Source organism: Veillonellaceae bacterium, assembly GCA_012523975.1.
Classification (GTDB): Bacteria; Bacillota; Negativicutes; order JAAYSF01; family JAAYSF01; genus JAAYSF01.
Window position 1 is genome coordinate 116,737 of sequence record JAAYSF010000017.1, and the last position, 18,576, is coordinate 135,312.

The following is an 18,576-nucleotide window of genomic DNA, read 5'->3' on the forward strand; positions in this document are numbered from 1 at the left end:
TTAAAATGTTCACCTCAGTTTTCACGCGCTAAAAGATAGGTAATAAAATTACGCAGCATCTCTGCCTCCGGTCCAAAGCCACGGAGGGTATCCAGCGCCTCGTCGACTACTTGTCTGGCCATCTTTTGCGCTTCTTCTAAAGAATATAATGTCACATAAGTGGCTTTTTGATTTCTAATATCGCTGCCAATAGGCTTGCCAATTTTATCCTGATTGCCCACAACATCCAGAATATCATCAGTAATTTGAAAAGCGAGACCGAAACAATCTGCAAATTTAGTCAAAGCAGCCAATTTAACGTCATCAGTATCAGATAAAAGAGCCCCTGCTCTTATGGCTGCTTTAAATAAAGCACCTGTTTTTGCCTGGTGCATAAACTTCACCGTTTCATGATCTAGAATTTTTCCTTCGGATACTAAATCAACAGCCTGTCCACCAACCATTCCGCAGGGACCGGCAGCATTACTAATTTCACGAATAACTTGGATTAATCGACTCGGTTTAACCTCTGTCTGTGACAACATGACATCAAAAGCATGCGTCAAAAGTCCGTCACCGGCTAAAATTGCGATTCCCTCACCAAAGACTTTATGGTTAGTTAGTTTTCCGCGCCTGTAGTCGTCATTATCCATGGCCGGTAAATCGTCATGTATAAGTGAATATGTATGAATCATTTCTAGACCGCAGGCAATCCGAAGGTATTTCTGGCCGTTGCCGCCAACAGCATCAGCAGCCGCCATCAATAGGAGCGGTCTTAACCTTTTACCGCCAGCAAATAAACTATACTGCATTGCATCAAATATTACTGCCTCGTGTACGTTATTGCTTTGCATCAGTTTAGCAAGCTGCTGGTCAATCAATTTGCAGCGTTCTTGACAATATTGTTTAAACATTACTCCTCCTCCTGAAAGTCCAAATTAGATTCCACGATTTTTCCATTAGCTTCTGTAATTACTTTGGTTATTTTATCTTCAGCCGAGTTTAACTTAGCCAAGCACAAACGAGACAACCGTACTCCCTGTGCATATTGATCGAGAGACTGATCAAGCGAAAGATCTCCTTGCTCGAGTTGTTTAACTATAGCTTCCAGCTTACTCAATGCGTCCTCGAAGCTAATTGTATCCTCTATACATTGCTCTTGTTTTTTTCTTGCCATATTGACGTCTCCTCCGTATTAGTCACCTTTGCCCTAATTTGCCCTTCGTGTAATACGATATCAATTTCCTGGTTTATTGCTACATCATTAGCCTTTTTTATTAAAACTTTTTCGGTAGTTTCCACAATGCTATAGCCGCGCGACAACACCGCGAGCGGATTAAGAGCAGTCAGTTTGCCAGTTGCTACTTTAAAATGCTCTTTTTTTGCCATAAATATTTTGCTAACAGCTTGTGAAAGTCTTTGGGTCTGATTGTCTAACTGCTGATGCCGATCAGTAATTATATCTCTAGGGCAAGTAAAAACCCAACTATCCAAACAATGTTCAAGCCTAGTACGTTTCTTTTTAAGTATATTAAGCATAGCCGACTCAACCGCATTTTTTAGACTTAATACATAACGTGACAGTTCTTTTGCATCAGGAATAACAATTTCAGCAGCTTGTGAAGGAGTAGCAGCTCTCAAATCAGCGGCAAAATCAGCCAATGTAAAGTCGGTCTGATGCCCAACTGCTGAAACTACCGGAATAACTGAGTCAGCAATAGCACGAACGACTCTTTCATCGTTAAAAGACCATAATTCCTCAATCGAACCGCCTCCGCGGCCTATGATAATAACCTCTACATTCTTTAATTTATTCAGGATTTTTAAAGCTTTACAAATCTGTCCTGGTGCTTCACTGCCCTGGACTTGAACAGGATACAGGTAAAGCGGAATCCCAGGATGGCGGCGTTTTGCAACAGTTAATATATCGCGAACAGCAGCACCGGTAGGCGACGTTATTACCCCGACAGCTCTGGGCAGAAATGGAAGTTCACGTTTTCTAGCCGGCTCAAACAAGCCTTCTTGCTCAAGTTTTTCTTTTAGTTGAGCATAGGCCAAACTAAGTTCTCCTACACCTTGCGGCATAAGCTGCTCAACATAAAGCTGATACTGCCCATCACGTTCGTATATAGTAACCCGACCATAAGCAATTACCTTTAGACCATTACAGGGAGCAAATTTTAAATATTGGGCTCTGCTTTTGAACATAACTGCTTTGATTACTGCCTCATTATCTTTTAAGGTAAAATAACAGTGTCCGGAGTAATGCTGTTTAAAATTCGAAATCTCACCTCGAACAAACACAGATACAAGTTTTTCATCTCGATCAAAAACTGACTTTATATACTTGGTCAGATCTCCTACCGTTAAAATACTCAATTTAAAAATCACCATCAAATCTCGACAATATTGGGAACATGTGTATATATATACACAGTCTAATAATATAACAGATACATAAAAAAAACCAGACAAAAGTCTGGTAATGGTTAATATCTGCGGCCTTGTCTATTGCTTAATTATCCGCACAGGCCACCTACAACAAACCAGAAAAACCTCCGAGACCATTTTTCTATGATGCTAACCGATCAGTGCCATGAAAGCCGCCCCTACGGCATTGTCAGAGCTATATTGTCTTTCAGGTAAGAATACTTTTATGCCTAAATCACGGACATTTTGCTCAATATAATTGCGAATGTATTGATTGGAAGATACCCCGCCAACCAGTAATATTTCTTTTAAGCCCGTCGCTTTAACTGCAGTTCTAATTAATCTTGATAAGGACTGACTAATACAGAGCTGAACCCCTTCGGCAACAGCTTCGTGAGTTGCCCCGCCTTTAATTAGCCTAATTGCATGGGTCTCTGGGCCAGAAAAACTAACTTCTAACCCTTGAACTGATGACGGGATCATGGCCGGTGCTCCTTTATTATATTTAGCTAATTCTTCAAGATGTGCTCCAGACGGGAAAGGTAATCCCATAAGTACTCCTATTCGGTCAATCATTTGCCCAGCATTTAAATCCTTACTTCCGCCAATTAGTTCAATATGCGTTTTTCTTTCTGAACGCTCTATTTTCAGCAACTCAGTAGTTCCCCCAGACATATGAATGGCCAAGAAGTTGTTGCTTCTCGGCCCACCAGCCGACCATATGCCAGCAAAAATATGTCCTTCTTGGTGACTAACCTGCTTGAGTCTACTTTTGTCAGTAATCGCCAATGCCCGGGCAAATCCTGTACCAACAAGAAATGCCGGCATATAAGAATCCGGCAAAGGTCGTGGCCAAGCCGATACACCTATTGCTTTGAGACTAATAGGTGTATCAAACTTATCAAAAACTTGTTCAAATAGGAGTGGGAGATTTCGCGTGTGTTGATATACCATTTCAGATTGCGAGAGGCCGCGGTTACCACTTTTAACACTTAGAAGTTTACGGGCATCAGCAATAAGTCTGCCACCTTCATCCATGATTGCTAATGATGTTGTATAACAGCTGGTATCTATACCTAAAATGAAATTCATTTTTCATGATCCTTTACTAATGTTCCAAGTATACCGTTAACAAAACGGCCAGATTCATCTGACCCAAACTTTTTGGCTAGTTCAACAGCCTCATTTATTACCACGTTGGGCGGAATCCGTTCATCGGCCAACTTCATCTCATAAATAGCTATCCTGACAATATTACGGTCCACACTAGCCATTCGGCCAAGTTTCCAATCAGAAGATACACTTGAAATAATTTCGTCTATCATTGCTCGGTTGGACTGAGTTCCTTCTATTAGAGCAATAGCATATTTCTGGGCATTTCCTGACAACCGACCTGTTTCTAAGACAACAGCCTCTAACGCCTCTTCTTTACTTGATGTATTGAAATCTAATTGAAATAGTACTTGCAAAGCTACTTCTCTGGCTTTTCTACGACTCATATTATCCCTCTTTTCTTAACCACTCCATAGTGATTCGACTAATTAGCGACGGTAGCCAGGCGGTAAGAGCCGATCAAGGATATCGGTAATCTCCTCTTTCTCATCAATTCGTTTCCCGACGATATAGCCAGCAGCTACGCAGAGCAACACTAATAGCGTACGGAAAAAGCCGAAAGCAATAATAAAAATACCGATTAGCAATCCAGCCACAGCACCAACAATTTTGCCGCTGTGATTTTGCCAGATTTCCTCCCACAGTTTCGCATCCATATTATTACTCCCTTCTATTCAACACGCTGCTTTGGTTTAAAATCATTTGAGATATTTTCAACTAATATTCGCACATCGGCTAATTCTATACCCACTGTACTCTTTATATGGTCATGCACCCTTTGCTGAATATCCTTCGAAACATCAGGAACATTACTCTCCGGACTAATAATCGCTCTAATTGTAACAAACAAATTGCTGCTCCTACGTTCAATATTAATTTTAACGCTACGCACACCACGAACATGTCTGGCAGTCTTTTCAATCAAATTTTCAACTGCATCAAGTGTTATATGTACATCACCAAAATCGTTGTGATGGACAATAGTCCCCTTGTTGTGCTTTGTCCGTAAGCCTGCCAACATCAAACGGATACTGACTAAGAGAAACACAGCTCCAATTAATGCCGCTTCCCATTGGCCATATATACGATTAAGGCTTGTCCAAACTAAATCTAAAGAAATTAGGCGTAAAGCGATTAACATTACACCCACTGATAAAAAGGTCAGTAATAATGTATAAATAGACAGTATAATACGGTCAAAAATCCCCATAAATTACTCCTTTCTAGCGCACCCGGATATCTTCATCTTTCCCCTCCGGACTAAAACCGACCCCTTGGATATGGATATTAACTTCAACAACTTCGAGTCCAGTCATTGATTCAATAGCCTTTTTAACGTTTTCTTGGACTTTTAGTGCAACATCTGGTATGCGCACCCCAAATTCTACAATAATATATAAGTCTACAGCAGCCTCACGTTCGCCAACTTCTACTTTAACACCCTTTGCTAGGTTCTTTTTACCTAACATTTCAGCAATACCGCCAACTAAACCGGCGCTCATACCAGCTACTCCATCAACCTCGGTAGCTGCTAAACCAGCGATAATACCTACTACTTCATCAGCTATACGAATTGAGCCTACATCATTGTGTTCTAATCTTTCAACTCGCTTTTCCAAGTACACCCCTCCAATCCGAAGTCAGCTTACGACAATATACTATAAAACTATTTTAGTATTCCAGAAATTATATCAGTAATTTCCTCTTTCTCAAATACAATTTTTTTAGTAACTAAACGTTAAAAAACTCTTTATGTCAGAATACACCTGTTGTGAATATACATATTATAACAAAGATTTTCCATCTTTACAAACCACTATCCTGACCACTATAGAAAAAATATACCTAACTTTAAGGCTTGGCGCTTATTGTAATATCCTCGGCTTTAACACCGGCTACACGACTTATTACGTCGGCCACTTGGACTACTTCCTCTCGCGATAGAGACGATGTTTTCACAACAGCGCTAACTGAGTTTTCCTTAATAAATACTAGCACGTCGGCAAATCCCCGTGCCTTAATTAAGCTCTCTATTTCAGTTTCCCGCTGCTTATCCATGACCATCTTAAGCATAATGTCTTGAGCTTTTTGTCTTGCTTCATCAGATGTAGCTGATTTGATACTTTCGCGCAATAGGTCGGATCGTTCGCTTCGAATCTTATCACGTTCTAAGCGATATTCGGTGAAAAAATCTGGACTTGCGACGGGTATTACTTGCTCAGCCGGCAGAGATTTTGCTACTTGGATTGCGTTAGACCGATCTACCTTAGCTCCGGTTTTATCTTGGTCGGTAAATACAAAAGCAAACGCCCCCAGCAGTATAATTACCATTGCGGCTATACAGCTAAGTATAGCTTTTTTGTTTTTGATAAAAGCAACAACTTTCATCTATAATACCTCACTTTCTTTGCGGCAGCACCGTTATTTTGTAAGAAGGAATTCCCAATCCTGCCTCTACTGCCTTCGTCAAATTTGCTTTAACACTAGAATCATATGCTCCTTCCGCTATTACGAGCACACCTTTTATGATAGGTTTCACTTCCCGTACCATTACAGGCTTATCAACGCTATTTTCTTTACCAAGTAATATCTGCTGGTTCTCTTTAGTCTCTACAGTTGTTCTTATTCCGCCGGTGGTGTCCTTCTCCTGAATAGTCCTGGTCTCTTTTACAATATTCTTAGCATGTTCCTGAGTCGCACTACTTTCAAGCGTAATACTAACTGCTACGGATCCCGCCCCTCTTACCTGCGACAGAAGATTAGACATCTTTGCCTCTAAAACTTCTTCATAACTGCGATTAACTGAAGGTACCGGCACAGTCTTGAGCATCTCACTAGGCTTATCAATATTATTCTTGCTCATTTGTCCATCGTACACACTGCCGATCAGTAAAAGAATAACACCAAGAATCCCGAGTAACAGCAACCGGGTATTTAGTGCGCCTTCACGAATTAATTTGCTCGGCCACAATTTTTTTGAATTTTCGATAAATGAACTAAATCCGTTCATTCGTTTTTCCCCTCCTTTTAGTATAGTAATTGTACGTCAATTTTACTTTCAGAAAGCTGATATAGCTCTGATATTGAGTGTTTTATCTTATTAACTAACTGCGGTCTAAGCTCTTGTACTCCGTCAACCTGAACGTTTTCTCCACCAACGTTAACCTTATGAATAGGTGAAATCTTCTGGCCGTTCGCAGCTATCCCAGGCTTAACATATACAGTAAGATTCTTTATCGAACCTGCCATTAACCCATCAGCAGTAGTTACATCTACAGCTACCTTGGCATCAGCAACACCGTCTAAGTTAGTGACTATTGCTCTAACTTGCTTGGCTAACTCATTCTTATATAACTCATATGCCAGCTTATCTCGTTCATCACTCATTGAATTTGTTACATTTTTACTACTAACTGAATTGTTTAGTGCAGTAGTTACCGCCGATAATTCCTGCCCCGATGCCAGATGATTTTGAATTACGTCAAGCGCAGGATTCAGGATCGTCAACATTATGAATAGCCCCATTATTACCCTAATAAACCGCTGCATACTGCTGCTAGGCAGCAGTAATTCCATAAAGGCAGCAAACAAGACAACAAGTATTATATCCTTAATCCAAGCTGATACAAAAGCTATCATTATACCCCTCCGCCCGCACTGTTTGTATTACCTTAGCATCATTGCTACACTGCCGGCGCCAATTATCATTGTTATGGCCAAAAAAAACATTAAGGCAACCGTTAAGACACAAGCAAAAACTAATAAGAGATTATTCCCCATGGCATCTAGGCATTTGGCCATCTTCTCATCGCCCATCGGCTGGACAAGAGCACCAGCTATTTTAATTATTGCAACTAAAGATAAGAGTTTAATCAACGGAAAGGCACAAATTAACAAGACCGCCATTACACCAAATATACCTATTGCATTCTTTAATAGCAGTGAAGCTCCCATTACTAATTCAACAGTGTCGGCAAACATTTTACCAACAACCGGGACGAAAGTTGCCGTTGCAAATTTCGCAGTCCGCAAAGTAATCCCGTCAGCTACCCCCCCGGCTACACCCTGAATAGTGATAATTCCGATGAAAATTACCATGGTAAAACCAAGCACGATCATTCCTGTTTGTTTAATAATTCCCGTTAGATTGTTTAAACGATATTTATCAGTCAGATAATTAACAAACTCAAGAGTGGCTGTTAATAGTAAAAGGGGTAATACAACATCCTTTACCACTATACTTACTGTAGCAACAACAAAGAGCATTAACGGCGTAAATAAAGCTGCAGATGTAATTGCACCGACACCGGTAAGCAGAGTTATCATAAGGGGAAGCAACGCCTGCATGAAGCCTACCATATAACCGACAGTCTCACGGGCAAGATTTAAAGCATTACAGAAGGCTGTTAAAGCAATTACTGCTAAGAATATATAGCAGAGACTATATGCAAGAAGTGATATGCCTGATTGATTGAATGAATTTTGCAAGTTTTGCAGCATTGCACATAATACCGCTAGAAACAACAACTTACCAAGCAGATGAAGATTTGCTGCAAATTCTTTAAATAATTTATTGATAAAAATCTGCCAAAGGCTCTGACCATCGAAACTAATTCCATGGCTGGCAATCTCTTTTACGGTGGTACTCGTAAGCAAAGGAATATCTTGATGCAATTCATTATTAACTTTGGTAATGAAGTTATTTACCTCGTCCGGTGATAGTTTTTTAAAAAGATCGTTAGCAAGCTCGTCATTATCAACTGGAGCGGCAAACGCTCCCGCTGAGAAGACAATTAAAAATAGCACAGCCATTATATAGATTCTCATTCCCATTCTCCACCTCATGGAATCAATCTAACGATGGTATCAAGTACTAAGGCAATTATCGGAATTGCCAAAATCATGATAAATACCTTGCCGGCAAACTCTATCTTACCCGCAATTGCCCCTTCACCAGCATCACGACAAACCTGCGCACCAAACTCTGTTATATAGGCAATACCGATAATTTTCAAAATAGTATTCAAATATGTATAACTTATGTTAGCTTTTTCAGCCAAATCTCGAAATAAATTTAAAACGACACCAATTTTACTTAACACAAGCAAAAATATAATACTTACTAAAGCTAAGCTTAATTGCACAGCTATTTCTGGTCGTTCGCGCTTGACAATCATGATTAATAGTGTTACTACGAATCCTAGGCCAACTATTTGAATTATATCCACATTTTTACACCCCTCAGAACAACTTAAAGACATCCTGTACCGTGTTGAACAAGCGTCCTAATAGCTGCACAACCCAAAATAACACTATAGTAAAGCCTGCCAACGTACACAAGTGGGCCATGTCTTCTTTACCAGCCTGCTTAAGCGCCGTATGGAAAACTGAAACTAATATCCCTACTCCAGCAATCTTAAATAGCAAATCTAAACCCATTTCCTCTCACCCCTTTTTATCAAATTAGCACAATAACTATCGCTAACCCCCCGCAAATACCAAGATATCTATACATCTTCGAATTGTGATCACGTAACCTAATAGCATCTTGCTCAATTTTGGCTAGTTGTTCTTGAACCATATCAAGATAAGTCTTCTGTTCCTCTCGGCTAGTTGAACCTAAATTAGCGCCAAGAGCAGCAAGAATTTCAAGCTCTGGTCGTTCTAGGGCCAACATATTTGTTTCATTTATAGCCTGGTTTAGAGCCTCTTGCGGCGTCATCCAGCCATTCTCACTAAGTATCAATGCCATGTTCTGAAACAGATTGTTAACTGCGCCATAAGTACCATTGGTACAATTACGTAAGGCTTCAGAAAGCGGTAAAGAAATATATCCAATATACGTTTTGAGCGACCCGATACAGCTGATAATCTGCCGAATTTGCCTTGGCCGTTCACTACAGCGATTTGCTAACATAAATCCAAGACTAGTACCTGCTATTATTACAAATACTGCTCCGATAATTTTCAGCCACATGCTTTGACCCCCGTCTTATGCTGATATAATATGTTTCCAGTCCTAGCATCCACAATTTCTTGAATAGTTCCAATAGTCGGGGTATCACTTAAAATAATGTAACGTTCAAAATACTTTGCTTTAATCAGCTGGCCAACATAAGGGCGTTCCATAACTTCAGCAACACTTCGCCCGTGTATTGTAGCAATAACGCTGATACCTGCATTTAAAGCTTCACGAACGGCGTAGGCGTCTTCTTCCCGACCAAGTTCATCGGTAGCGATCACCTGCGGTGACATCGATCTGATTAGGATTAGCATCCCCTCTGATTTTGGACAGCCATCAAGGACGTCAACTCTATCGCCTAAGTCGACTGTTGAAATACCATTTAAACTAGCTGCAATTTCTGACCGTTCATCTACAACACCGACCTGAACGCCAACAAAGGCGCTGCTTCTAGTGCTCAAATTTCGAATTATATCCCTCAAGATTGTGGTTTTTCCGCAGCGCGGGGGAGATATTATCAGGGTACTCAAAACCCGCTTACCATTTTTTACAATGTGCGGTAAGACAAGACAAGAGCACCCCTTAACTTCACGAGCCAGTCGAATATTTAACGAGTTGATGTTTTTAATTGCTTTCAGCTGCCCATCGACAATAATGGCCTGTCCAGTTAGGCCAATCCGGTGTCCGCCTCTCGCCGTTAAAAATCCCATCTTTAATTCCTGTTCCAATGCATAAATTGAATTTTTACTTATTAGCTGAAATGTGCGACTAATATCATCATTTGTGCAAAAGTAAGCATTCCGAGTTTCGCCAACAAGACTCCCGGTGGAACTTATCATATAATCTTCTGAACCAACGATCAGCATAAGCGGTTTATTAATACGCAGTCTTATTTCTGTTACAGCTGCCAGATGGCTTTCCGGAATACGCTTAAGTAATGTACCTATATTGGGCGGTAATATTGGAAATATCTGATCATTTATAATTTCAGTGATGCTCATTCTTCACCCATCCTTTCTTTACATAGATATGGATTAAAAAATAACTTTATTCCATCATTTAGCTTAATAGTTATTTTTTTCATTATTGAGAGGCATAAAAAAATCCCGGAGGATTCCGGGATTTTTTTATCACTTATATTCCAGGGTGAATACTATTTCTAAGCGCATGTGAATTCATATCGATATCGACATCATCTAGATCAATCACATTGTCATAAACTACTTCACCGCAATGTGGACAGGTAACTTCAACAGCATCCTCGTCATCAAGCAACTCAGATTCGAAGGCTACACTTTCATGACAAAACGGGCATTCTACTTCAACGTAATCTTCATCAACATCATACATATCTTCATAAACTTCTTCTTCCAGCTCTGTTAAATCTTCATCAATACTTTCAACATAATCTTCTAGATCTTCATGTACCAAATTCACGTTTTGAATTTCTTCTGCCATATCATCTAGTACATCAACAATATTCAAAATCAACTTGCCTTCTGATGAGGCGTCACTCACATTAAGTCCTTTTGTTAAACCTTGTAAATATGCAACCTTTTCCTTAATATTTGCCATAAATATATACCCCCCCTTTACAAATGTTAAGCGCGATACTGATATTATGTCCAAACTTCGGTAAATTCATAATACAAAAAAAAGCCAGACATTCTCGGCTTACGCCAAGAATGTCTGAACTTTATGCACGTTCAATATATTGACCGCTGCGGGTATCAACCCGTAGAACATCACCAACATTAATGAATAATGGAACTTTCACTACATAGCCTGTCTCAAGTTTAGCCGGTTTCGTGCCACCAGTAGCGGTATCGCCTCGAATACCGGGGTCTGTTTCAATTACTTCCAGTTCGACTGCGTTAGGCAGGTCAACTCCGATAATATTTCCTTGGAACATCATAATTGAGATAGTCATATTTTCTTTAAGGAAGTTAATGGCATTAGCAAGTGTATCGCCATCTAGCTCAATTTGCTCATATGTCTCATTGTCCATAAAAACGTACATGCCGCCACTCTCGTAAAGATATTGCATTTGGCGATTATCAACATGTGCCTTAGGTATCTTCTCACTGGGGTTAAACGTACGCTCCACAACAGAGCCTGTTCTCATATTCTTTAATTTAGCCCGCACGAAAGCAGCACCTTTACCTGGCTTAACATGTTGAAAATCAACTACTTGCCATACATCATTGTCAATTTCAATAGTCACACCTGTACGAAAATCATTACTTGAAATCATTGCCTTACCCCCAATTAAAAATCTAGTTCTATAAGCTGTTTACTGCTTTTTGTCAAAACTTCAACATTGTGTGCAGTAACAATTACCGTATCTTCAATTCTGACACCGCCCCACTCGGGAATATAAATACCGGGTTCAACAGTGACAACCATAAATTCTTCGAGAGAACCTTCAACATTAGATGGTGATAGTCTAGGTTCTTCATGTATAACAAGACCAACGCCATGGCCTAACCCATGGCCGAAATATTCGCCATATTTATGATTTTGGATTATAGTTCTGGCAGCAAAATCGGCATCCTTACAAGAATTGCCTGATCTAATTGCCTGTAAGCCCGCCAATTGCGCTTTAAGGACTATATCATAGATTTCCCGTTGCCTAGAATTTGCCTTACCCACACATACGGTTCTTGTAATATCTGAATGATAACCTTTATATACAGCGCCAAAGTCCATTGTTACAAAGTCGCCAGGCTCAATTATTTTTTCGGATGCAACGCCATGAGGCAGCGCCCCGCGAATACCTGAGGCAACTATTATATCAAATGCAGCTTTTTCCGCACCTAACTGACGCATCTTATATTCCAACTCAAGAGCAATATCCCGCTCGCGAATGCCTGGTTTCAAGATTGATAAAATATATGAAAATGCATCATCAGCAATTTTAACAGCTTCCCGAATTAACTTAATCTCATTGTCATCTTTAACAGCCCTCAAATCATCCAACATAACCGGTACTAAAGTATTTTCTTGAATCACTTTAGTAAAGTTTTGGAAGGTCGAGTAAGTAGTAAAATCACTTTCAAAACCGATTTTTTCTAATTGATGATCTTTAGCCAATTCTGCCAGTGTCTCATAGATGCTATTGCCGTGTTTTACAATCTCAAAACAATCAGCTTGATTCCTAGCTTGTTCAATATAACGGAAGTCAGTTATTAAAAAACCTTTTTTTCTTGTAATCAGTAACATTCCGGCTGTACCAGTAAACCCGCTAAAGTAACGGCGATTTTCCGGATTATTAACAATTACTGCTGCTAAACCATAATCAACCATAAAAGCGCGTAACCTTTTTAGCCTATCTTTTGTCACACCATCACCGCCTCATCAAGCTTACTGCTGCATCTATAGCTAAAAGATAACTATGTACACCAAATCCAGCGATTGTCCCGTTTACAAGGGCAGATATTACAGAATGATGACGAAATTCCTCACGTTTATAAATATTTGACAAATGTATTTCGATTGTTGGTAAATTAACGGCAGCTATGGCATCTCGAATGGCTATGCTATAGTGAGTAAAAGCTGCTGCATTGATAATTAAACAATTATAACAATCAGCTGCCTGCTGAATTGCATCGACCATTATACCTTCATGATTAGTCTGAATACAATCAACGTCAATACCTAGATTGTTGGCCCGCTGAGTAATCTTTTCATTAATTTCATCAAGTGTAAGCGTGCCATATATACTAGGCTCACGCTTACCAAGCAGATTTAAATTTGGTCCATGAAGGACTAATATACGTAGTTTTTTTGTCATATAGCCATGCCTTTCGACTGCTTTATATTAACTTTGATATTTTACCACAATTTGATTAATTTGCCTAGAATATCTTGTACCTAAAATTTAGCTAACTTCCGCTGACCGTTATATTACTTATTCTAATTGTGGGTGCACCTTTCGATCCATAGAATCTTAGGTCATCAGCGATTCCGTCTATCTGTCCGAAAAGTTCCAGGATGTTTCCCGCAATGGCAACGCCTCGTACGGCCTGAGCAAATTTGCCGTTTTTTATCCAAACACCGGCTGCTCCGATAGAAAAATCGCCTGATATAGGATTGGCAGTATGCATCCCCATAACACTAGTAACGTAAAAGCCATTGTCAACCTCCTGAATGAGTTTTTCGCGCCTCGTATTTCCAGCCTGTATGAATATATTAGTAGAACCCACTTCAGGCAAACTCTTAAAGGAGCTGCGGCTCCCATTACCGGTACTTACAACATTGTCCTTTGCTGCAGTATACGCATTGTGTAGGTAGCCATTTAACGTTCCGTTGACAATCAGATGTGTCCGTTGAGTCGGAACGCCTTCTCCATCGACAGGACTAGTCGCAATCCCGTCGGCCAGATTGCCATCATCGACTAAATTGATTAGGGATGATACTACCTTTTGGCCTACCTTATCCCTAAATAACGATCTTCCCTTCTGTACTGAGTCAGCGCAAAGCGCTGGTATAAGTATAGAAAAGAAACTTGTCGCAACTTTGGGAGTACAAACCAGCATAGCTTTAGTAGTTCCAATACTTTTCGCGCCAAGTAATATCGTAGCATCTTGAGCAGCTTCTTGGCCGACAAAATCAGCATTCAATACGTCAAAATTGCGACTGAAGCTAATGCCAGAACCTGTCTGAACATCGCCATCCTTTTCGGCAAGCAGAATACCATATATCCCGCAGTAACCAGAACGATAATACACTGACGTCCCGTTAGAATTAGCCAAAGCTACTCCATATTCGGCATCTTGATACCCGCAACGCTCGGTGCGGGTTACCCGTTTATCAGTTTTACGAGCTGCCATTTCAACTTGCTTGGCAAGATCAATCTTCTCCTCAATTGTTGCAGCGGCAATTTTTTTATCAAGTAAATCCATACTATCTATTTTTTGTGTTAACTTAGGTAAAGCGTTACTTTTATCGGCAAAACTCTTATAACTGTTGTTTAACGCTTGACGGGCCACGTCCTCTATAGCATTAAGATTAGTTGAATAGGCAAATCCAACTTTACCTTCCTTTGAAAAAATACGTATTCCAATTCCACTGTCCTCGGCAAACTTCATTGTCTCTACTTCTTGGTTTGCAATTTCAATAGTTAATGCTTTAGCGTCAAGAATATAAGCCTCAGCCGCATAACCACCAACCTTTTTGGCGATATCTACAGCATTATTAGCAACCTCCACGTAGTTCATTTATAAAATCCTCCTAGGCGCAATCTATAGTTATTATACACTTCATAAAACCGGTTAATGCGAAAAGCAAATAGAGCCTTAGGTAGTTAATATTTGACTTTTTAGATTATCTTCCTGCAAGCAATCCATTTCTTTCTACTTGCTATTGATTATACCCTCAGCAATCTCCCGGAAAATCGGCGCTGCAATGTCACCGCCAGACATTCCCGCTTCCACGAAAACCACTATCGCATACTGCGGATTATCGAGAGGTACATATCCAGCAAACCAAGCATGGTTGACGCCTTGGCCGTTTTTATCAATATGTCCGGTTTCAGCCGATCCCGTTTTTCCTGCCGAACCAACATTTTGCACATAGGCGGCCTGACCCGTACCGTATTTAGTAACAGCAGCCATCATCTTCCTAAGTTCCAATGCTGTGCTTCTCGATAATACCCGAACGCCACGCGATGCGCGGTAGGTATTGACAATTGTACCATCCTGCCGGGTCAGCTTGCTAACGACATAAGGATCTACCTTTATTCCGTCATTAGCAATTGTAGCAACAAGAGACACAATTTGTAATGGTGTAGCCTCAAAAGCGCCTTGGCCAATTGAAAAATTAGCTAACTCGCCGGGATAAATGCTATCCGTATCAGGCAAATTACCATCTGCCTCGCCGTCAAACTCCAATTTTGTATGATGTCCAAATCCTAACTTTTCAGCAATACTCACTAATTTCTCGGCACCAATTTTTAGACCGACTTCAATAAATATTGGGTTGCTTGAATATGCCATGGCCTCCGCAAAAGTTATATGACCTCGACCGCCCCGTTCAAAATCCCAACCTTTAAACCTCAGATTGCTAACCTCAATATACCCAGGGTCAAAAAACTTGTCAGAAGGCTTAACAATTTCGTTTTCCAATGCCGCTGCAGCAACTACCAGTTTAAAAACTGAGCCTGGTTGATAAGCAGCTACAGCGCGGTTTAACAAGGGAGCAGAATCCTCATTTAAATAATCCTCAATTCGATTAGCATTAAAGTTAGGACGTGAGGCCATAGCTAGAATTTCGCCAGTAGATGGACGCATGACAATTATTGCCCCCTTTCCGACTCCCTTGTCCATAACCCGCTCGACGATTAGCTGAATTCGCGAATCTACAGTTAGGACAATATTATGTGGGCCTAAACCATCACTTAAACGTAATCTCTTATAACCCAAACCAGGGATGATTTGTTGTGTAGCATCAACTAAAGCAGCTGCATATTCTGGCTCGTTACCCCGCAACAATTCATCGTATAAACCCTCAATACCGCTTACACCACGATTATCTGCAGTATTTATATATCCGGTAAGATGTGATGCCAATGACCCATAACCGTAACGCATCCTTTCGGCAACAGCAATTATTCCAGGAATCTTTGCTTCATTAATTTTATTCGCTGTATCCAAATCAATATCAGTCTTTAACTTAAATGGCCGCTCATCTTTTTCAACTTTATGAAGCAGGCTTTCTCCAGATTCATTGATTAAATCTGTCAGTATTTCCGCAGCCTTTACTTTATTTTCAAGCTGAGACGGAAAAACCACAATACTGAATCGTTGAGCGGTATTAGTCAGGGGTATGCCGTTTCTATCTACGATTGCACCCCGTGCTACTTCAACCGGCACCTCTTGTACACGACCGCTAAGACCTTCTATCGCAAGTTTTGAGTTGTTAACAATTTGCAAATAAAACAATCTGCTCATTAGCAAACAGCCTATTATCGCAAAAAAAATAATAAGTTTAAAAATCCTTGAAATAACTAATGCCATACAGTCACCTCAGTGATAGTATGGCATTTCATGGCAAAATTATATACTATGGCGTTTTTTCTAAATATATTCTAAAACTATGGGTAAGTTCGCTAAAATTTTTTTAACTTCATTATAAGTATCAGGAGTAACCCTAATTGCAACGATTCCTTGCTTACGGTCTACAGTTGTCACAACACCCAAGTACTCATAGCCCTCCATAATTCTGTTAACATAATTAATAGAGGTCGGATCTAATCGCACATGAATTATATCGTTCATAATTTAGCCCTTCTGCGCAGCATGGAGAACTCCGCAACTGGCTTGTCCATCGGTATTGAAATAATTTGCTGGGGATGCGGCGCTGCGCTAATAGATTGGCCGCTCTCATCATACATCTTTTCAAGAATCTGCGTAAAGCAAGGCTTACTAGGCTGAGCAATCTCAATAATATCACCAATTTTCATATTATTTCGCTGTTCAACTATAGCCATACCCGTACTCTCATCGTAAGCTTTAACTAAGCCAACAAAATCATGTGTTTGAGTGTAAGAAGATGAGCCGTATATTTGATCATCACTGGTAGTTTTATTAAAATAAAATCCCGTAGTATATTCGCGATGAGATACTTTATTAAGCTCCTCTAACCATTCTGGGGCTACAATAAAACTGCTAGGATTTGCAAAATAGGCGTCTATAGCTTGCCGGTACACTTTGACTACCGTTGCCACATAATGAACACTTTTCATGCGGCCCTCAATTTTAAAACTATCGAGTCCGCTATTAATTAGTTGCGGTAAGTGCGGCAACAAACACAAATCTTTTGAATTTAAAAAATATGTTCCACGCTCATCTTCAAAGACCGGGAAATACTGTCCGGGGCGTTTTTCCTCAACTAAATGATACTTCCAGCGGCACGGCTGGGCACATTGGCCGCGATTTGAATCACGGCCGGTAAAATAATTGCTTAACAGACACCTTCCCGAATACGACATACACATAGCACCATGCACAAATGCTTCTAATTCAATATTTACTTTTTGATTAATAACTTTAATATCATCAAGAGAGATTTCCCGAGCCATAACAACTCTGCTAGCCCCAAGTTCCTGCCAACAAAGAACTGAAGACCAATTGGTATTATTTGCTTGAGTGCTTATATGCAAAGGCACATGAGGTATTAATTCTTTGGCAAATCGGTATACACCAAGATCCGCAATAATAATAGCATCAACCGCTATGCTGCCTAAAAATTTTAAATACTGCGGCAAATTTTCAAGATCTTCGTTATGAGGAAAAATATTAACTGTGACATAAAGCTTTTTATTCAAACTATGAGCAAAATTAACTGCCTGCTTCAGTTCATCATTACTGAAATTATCGCTAAACGCTCTTAATCCATAGGACTCTCCACCCACATAAACGGCATCAGCTCCATAAATAAGGGCCATTTTAAGTTTTTCAAGATTTCCTGCGGGTGCTAATAGTTCAGGTTTTTTCAAAGACTTTCGCTCCTTGGTAAATAGAAATAGCAATACCGTCACCACTGCGATAAAGCGATGTTGAAAATCGCGAATCTTGATGAATAAATTCTAAAAACTCTCTCAGTCTTTTAACAATTGTTCGGTACCGCCTCGGCGTTTCAATATCTCCTTCGACCATTCCACGAAACAAGACATTATCGGTAAAAATCACAGCATTATCATTTAGTTTTTCCATTACTTTTACTAGGTAGTTAAGATACTGACCTTTAGCAGCATCAATAAATACCATATCAAATTTGGTATTCAGCGTCGAAATAACTTGATTGGCATCACCTACTACAATGTCTACCTGGTCAGAAAGGCCGGCTTGCCTAATAAACGTATCAGCTTGGGCAACTCTATCTGGATCGATTTCAATTGATATTATTTTAGCACTGGGTGAATTGCGAGCAATTAGTAGCGTGGAATAGCCAATCGCAGTACCTATCTCGAGAACTGACGACGGTCGATAAGTCTTTACGGTTTCGACAAGTAAATCTGCGCCTTGGCTATTAATAATCGGCACTTTGTTTTCACGGGCATAATTTTCCATATTCTTTAACAGCATGTCCAA

Annotated in this window: 25 protein-coding genes; all 25 read right to left on the reverse strand. The window is 40.1% G+C overall.

The window, feature by feature from the left end; genetic code table 11:
- Positions 1-14: 14 nt before the first annotated feature.
- The 25 genes from GX348_03015 to GX348_03135 all read right to left on the reverse strand — a co-directional run bounded on the left by GX348_03015 (position 15) and on the right by GX348_03135 (position 18,576).
- Positions 15-893 (reverse strand): polyprenyl synthetase family protein, encoded by an 879-nt coding sequence (locus tag GX348_03015; protein NLP41158.1) that lies wholly within the window; start codon positions 891-893, stop codon positions 15-17.
- Positions 893-1,156 (reverse strand): exodeoxyribonuclease VII small subunit, encoded by a 264-nt coding sequence (locus GX348_03020; protein ID NLP41159.1) that lies wholly within the window; start codon positions 1,154-1,156, stop codon positions 893-895. The genes GX348_03015 and GX348_03020 overlap by 1 nt, the downstream gene beginning before the upstream one ends.
- Positions 1,126-2,358 carry an exodeoxyribonuclease VII large subunit gene (locus GX348_03025; protein NLP41160.1) on the reverse strand — a complete coding sequence of 411 codons (1,233 nt, stop codon included), beginning with the start codon at positions 2,356-2,358 and terminating at the stop codon, positions 1,126-1,128. Before GX348_03025 ends, GX348_03020 begins: the two co-directional genes overlap by 31 nt.
- 201 nt (positions 2,359-2,559) lie before the next feature.
- The gene (locus GX348_03030) at positions 2,560-3,501 is read right to left on the reverse strand and encodes an O-sialoglycoprotein endopeptidase (GenBank protein ID NLP41161.1); all 942 of its coding nucleotides are present in this window, start codon (positions 3,499-3,501) and stop codon (positions 2,560-2,562) included.
- Positions 3,498-3,908 carry a transcription antitermination factor NusB gene (nusB, locus tag GX348_03035; protein ID NLP41162.1) on the reverse strand — a complete coding sequence of 137 codons (411 nt, stop codon included), beginning with the start codon at positions 3,906-3,908 and terminating at the stop codon, positions 3,498-3,500. The genes GX348_03030 and nusB overlap by 4 nt, the downstream gene beginning before the upstream one ends.
- 42 nt (positions 3,909-3,950) lie before the next feature.
- Positions 3,951-4,178 (reverse strand): DUF2273 domain-containing protein, encoded by a 228-nt coding sequence (locus tag GX348_03040; GenBank protein NLP41163.1) that lies wholly within the window; start codon positions 4,176-4,178, stop codon positions 3,951-3,953.
- Between the two features lie 14 nt (positions 4,179-4,192).
- The gene (gene amaP / locus GX348_03045) at positions 4,193-4,732 is read right to left on the reverse strand and encodes an alkaline shock response membrane anchor protein AmaP (GenBank protein NLP41164.1); all 540 of its coding nucleotides are present in this window, start codon (positions 4,730-4,732) and stop codon (positions 4,193-4,195) included.
- Positions 4,733-4,745: 13 nt separating this feature from the next.
- On the reverse strand, positions 4,746-5,141 hold the full coding sequence (locus GX348_03050) for an Asp23/Gls24 family envelope stress response protein (protein NLP41165.1): 396 nt from the start codon (positions 5,139-5,141) through the stop codon (positions 4,746-4,748).
- A 232-nt stretch (positions 5,142-5,373) separates the two neighbouring features.
- A complete protein-coding gene (locus tag GX348_03055; GenBank protein NLP41166.1) occupies positions 5,374-5,910 on the reverse strand; it encodes a SpoIIIAH-like family protein in 537 nt (178 codons plus the stop codon).
- A 10-nt stretch (positions 5,911-5,920) separates the two neighbouring features.
- Positions 5,921-6,532 (reverse strand): hypothetical protein, encoded by a 612-nt coding sequence (locus GX348_03060; GenBank protein ID NLP41167.1) that lies wholly within the window; start codon positions 6,530-6,532, stop codon positions 5,921-5,923.
- 17 nt (positions 6,533-6,549) lie between these two features.
- Positions 6,550-7,161, reverse strand: a complete 612-nt coding sequence (gene spoIIIAF / locus GX348_03065) for a stage III sporulation protein AF (GenBank protein NLP41168.1) — start codon at positions 7,159-7,161, stop codon at positions 6,550-6,552.
- Between the two features lie 27 nt (positions 7,162-7,188).
- Positions 7,189-8,349, reverse strand: coding sequence for a stage III sporulation protein AE (gene spoIIIAE / locus GX348_03070; GenBank protein NLP41169.1), 1,161 nt, complete (start codon positions 8,347-8,349; stop codon positions 7,189-7,191).
- Positions 8,350-8,363: 14 nt separating this feature from the next.
- On the reverse strand, positions 8,364-8,750 hold the full coding sequence (spoIIIAD, locus tag GX348_03075; protein ID NLP41170.1) for a stage III sporulation protein AD: 387 nt from the start codon (positions 8,748-8,750) through the stop codon (positions 8,364-8,366).
- A gap of 13 nt (positions 8,751-8,763) precedes the next feature.
- Complete coding sequence (gene spoIIIAC / locus GX348_03080; protein ID NLP41171.1) at positions 8,764-8,961, reverse strand: stage III sporulation protein AC; 198 nt, start codon at positions 8,959-8,961, stop codon at positions 8,764-8,766.
- A 19-nt stretch (positions 8,962-8,980) separates the two neighbouring features.
- The gene (locus GX348_03085) at positions 8,981-9,499 is read right to left on the reverse strand and encodes a stage III sporulation protein AB (protein ID NLP41172.1); all 519 of its coding nucleotides are present in this window, start codon (positions 9,497-9,499) and stop codon (positions 8,981-8,983) included.
- A complete protein-coding gene (spoIIIAA, locus tag GX348_03090) occupies positions 9,490-10,485 on the reverse strand; it encodes a stage III sporulation protein AA (protein ID NLP41173.1) in 996 nt (331 codons plus the stop codon). The genes GX348_03085 and spoIIIAA overlap by 10 nt, the downstream gene beginning before the upstream one ends.
- Positions 10,486-10,618: 133 nt before the next feature.
- Positions 10,619-11,059 carry an AraC family transcriptional regulator gene (locus GX348_03095; GenBank protein ID NLP41174.1) on the reverse strand — a complete coding sequence of 147 codons (441 nt, stop codon included), beginning with the start codon at positions 11,057-11,059 and terminating at the stop codon, positions 10,619-10,621.
- A 121-nt stretch (positions 11,060-11,180) separates the two neighbouring features.
- Positions 11,181-11,738 carry an elongation factor P gene (gene efp / locus GX348_03100; GenBank protein NLP41175.1) on the reverse strand — a complete coding sequence of 186 codons (558 nt, stop codon included), beginning with the start codon at positions 11,736-11,738 and terminating at the stop codon, positions 11,181-11,183.
- 14 nt (positions 11,739-11,752) lie between these two features.
- Entirely contained in the window at positions 11,753-12,826 is a 1,074-nt protein-coding gene (locus GX348_03105; protein ID NLP41176.1) for an aminopeptidase P family protein, read from the reverse strand.
- Positions 12,827-12,830: 4 nt separating this feature from the next.
- Entirely contained in the window at positions 12,831-13,277 is a 447-nt protein-coding gene (gene aroQ / locus GX348_03110; protein NLP41177.1) for a type II 3-dehydroquinate dehydratase, read from the reverse strand.
- 91 nt (positions 13,278-13,368) lie between these two features.
- Positions 13,369-14,703, reverse strand: coding sequence for a TldD/PmbA family protein (locus GX348_03115; GenBank protein ID NLP41178.1), 1,335 nt, complete (start codon positions 14,701-14,703; stop codon positions 13,369-13,371).
- Positions 14,704-14,838: 135 nt separating this feature from the next.
- Complete coding sequence (locus GX348_03120; GenBank protein NLP41179.1) at positions 14,839-16,500, reverse strand: penicillin-binding protein 2; 1,662 nt, start codon at positions 16,498-16,500, stop codon at positions 14,839-14,841.
- Between the two features lie 60 nt (positions 16,501-16,560).
- The gene (locus GX348_03125) at positions 16,561-16,761 is read right to left on the reverse strand and encodes a DUF4911 domain-containing protein (GenBank protein ID NLP41180.1); all 201 of its coding nucleotides are present in this window, start codon (positions 16,759-16,761) and stop codon (positions 16,561-16,563) included.
- Entirely contained in the window at positions 16,758-17,981 is a 1,224-nt protein-coding gene (locus GX348_03130; protein NLP41181.1) for a U32 family peptidase, read from the reverse strand. Before GX348_03130 ends, GX348_03125 begins: the two co-directional genes overlap by 4 nt.
- Positions 17,968-18,576, reverse strand: a complete 609-nt coding sequence (locus tag GX348_03135; protein NLP41182.1) for an O-methyltransferase — start codon at positions 18,574-18,576, stop codon at positions 17,968-17,970. The genes GX348_03130 and GX348_03135 overlap by 14 nt, the downstream gene beginning before the upstream one ends.

Coding starts and splice junctions, on each gene's coding strand:
- GX348_03015 (NLP41158.1), bottom strand. CDS start 893: ATGTTTAAACAATATTGTCAAGAACGCTGCAAATTGATTGACCAGCAG.
- GX348_03020 (NLP41159.1), bottom strand. CDS start 1,156: ATGGCAAGAAAAAAACAAGAGCAATGTATAGAGGATACAATTAGCTTC.
- GX348_03030 (NLP41161.1), bottom strand. CDS start 3,501: ATGAATTTCATTTTAGGTATAGATACCAGCTGTTATACAACATCATTA.
- nusB (NLP41162.1), bottom strand. CDS start 3,908: ATGAGTCGTAGAAAAGCCAGAGAAGTAGCTTTGCAAGTACTATTTCAA.
- GX348_03040 (NLP41163.1), bottom strand. CDS start 4,178: ATGGATGCGAAACTGTGGGAGGAAATCTGGCAAAATCACAGCGGCAAA.
- amaP (NLP41164.1), bottom strand. CDS start 4,732: ATGGGGATTTTTGACCGTATTATACTGTCTATTTATACATTATTACTG.
- GX348_03055 (NLP41166.1), bottom strand. CDS start 5,910: ATGAAAGTTGTTGCTTTTATCAAAAACAAAAAAGCTATACTTAGCTGT.
- GX348_03060 (NLP41167.1), bottom strand. CDS start 6,532: ATGAACGGATTTAGTTCATTTATCGAAAATTCAAAAAAATTGTGGCCG.
- spoIIIAF (NLP41168.1), bottom strand. CDS start 7,161: ATGATAGCTTTTGTATCAGCTTGGATTAAGGATATAATACTTGTTGTC.
- spoIIIAE (NLP41169.1), bottom strand. CDS start 8,349: ATGAGAATCTATATAATGGCTGTGCTATTTTTAATTGTCTTCTCAGCG.
- spoIIIAC (NLP41171.1), bottom strand. CDS start 8,961: ATGGGTTTAGATTTGCTATTTAAGATTGCTGGAGTAGGGATATTAGTT.
- GX348_03085 (NLP41172.1), bottom strand. CDS start 9,499: ATGTGGCTGAAAATTATCGGAGCAGTATTTGTAATAATAGCAGGTACT.
- spoIIIAA (NLP41173.1), bottom strand. CDS start 10,485: ATGAGCATCACTGAAATTATAAATGATCAGATATTTCCAATATTACCG.
- GX348_03095 (NLP41174.1), bottom strand. CDS start 11,059: ATGGCAAATATTAAGGAAAAGGTTGCATATTTACAAGGTTTAACAAAA.
- efp (NLP41175.1), bottom strand. CDS start 11,738: ATGATTTCAAGTAATGATTTTCGTACAGGTGTGACTATTGAAATTGAC.
- aroQ (NLP41177.1), bottom strand. CDS start 13,277: ATGACAAAAAAACTACGTATATTAGTCCTTCATGGACCAAATTTAAAT.
- GX348_03115 (NLP41178.1), bottom strand. CDS start 14,703: ATGAACTACGTGGAGGTTGCTAATAATGCTGTAGATATCGCCAAAAAG.
- GX348_03120 (NLP41179.1), bottom strand. CDS start 16,500: ATGGCATTAGTTATTTCAAGGATTTTTAAACTTATTATTTTTTTTGCG.
- GX348_03125 (NLP41180.1), bottom strand. CDS start 16,761: ATGAACGATATAATTCATGTGCGATTAGATCCGACCTCTATTAATTAT.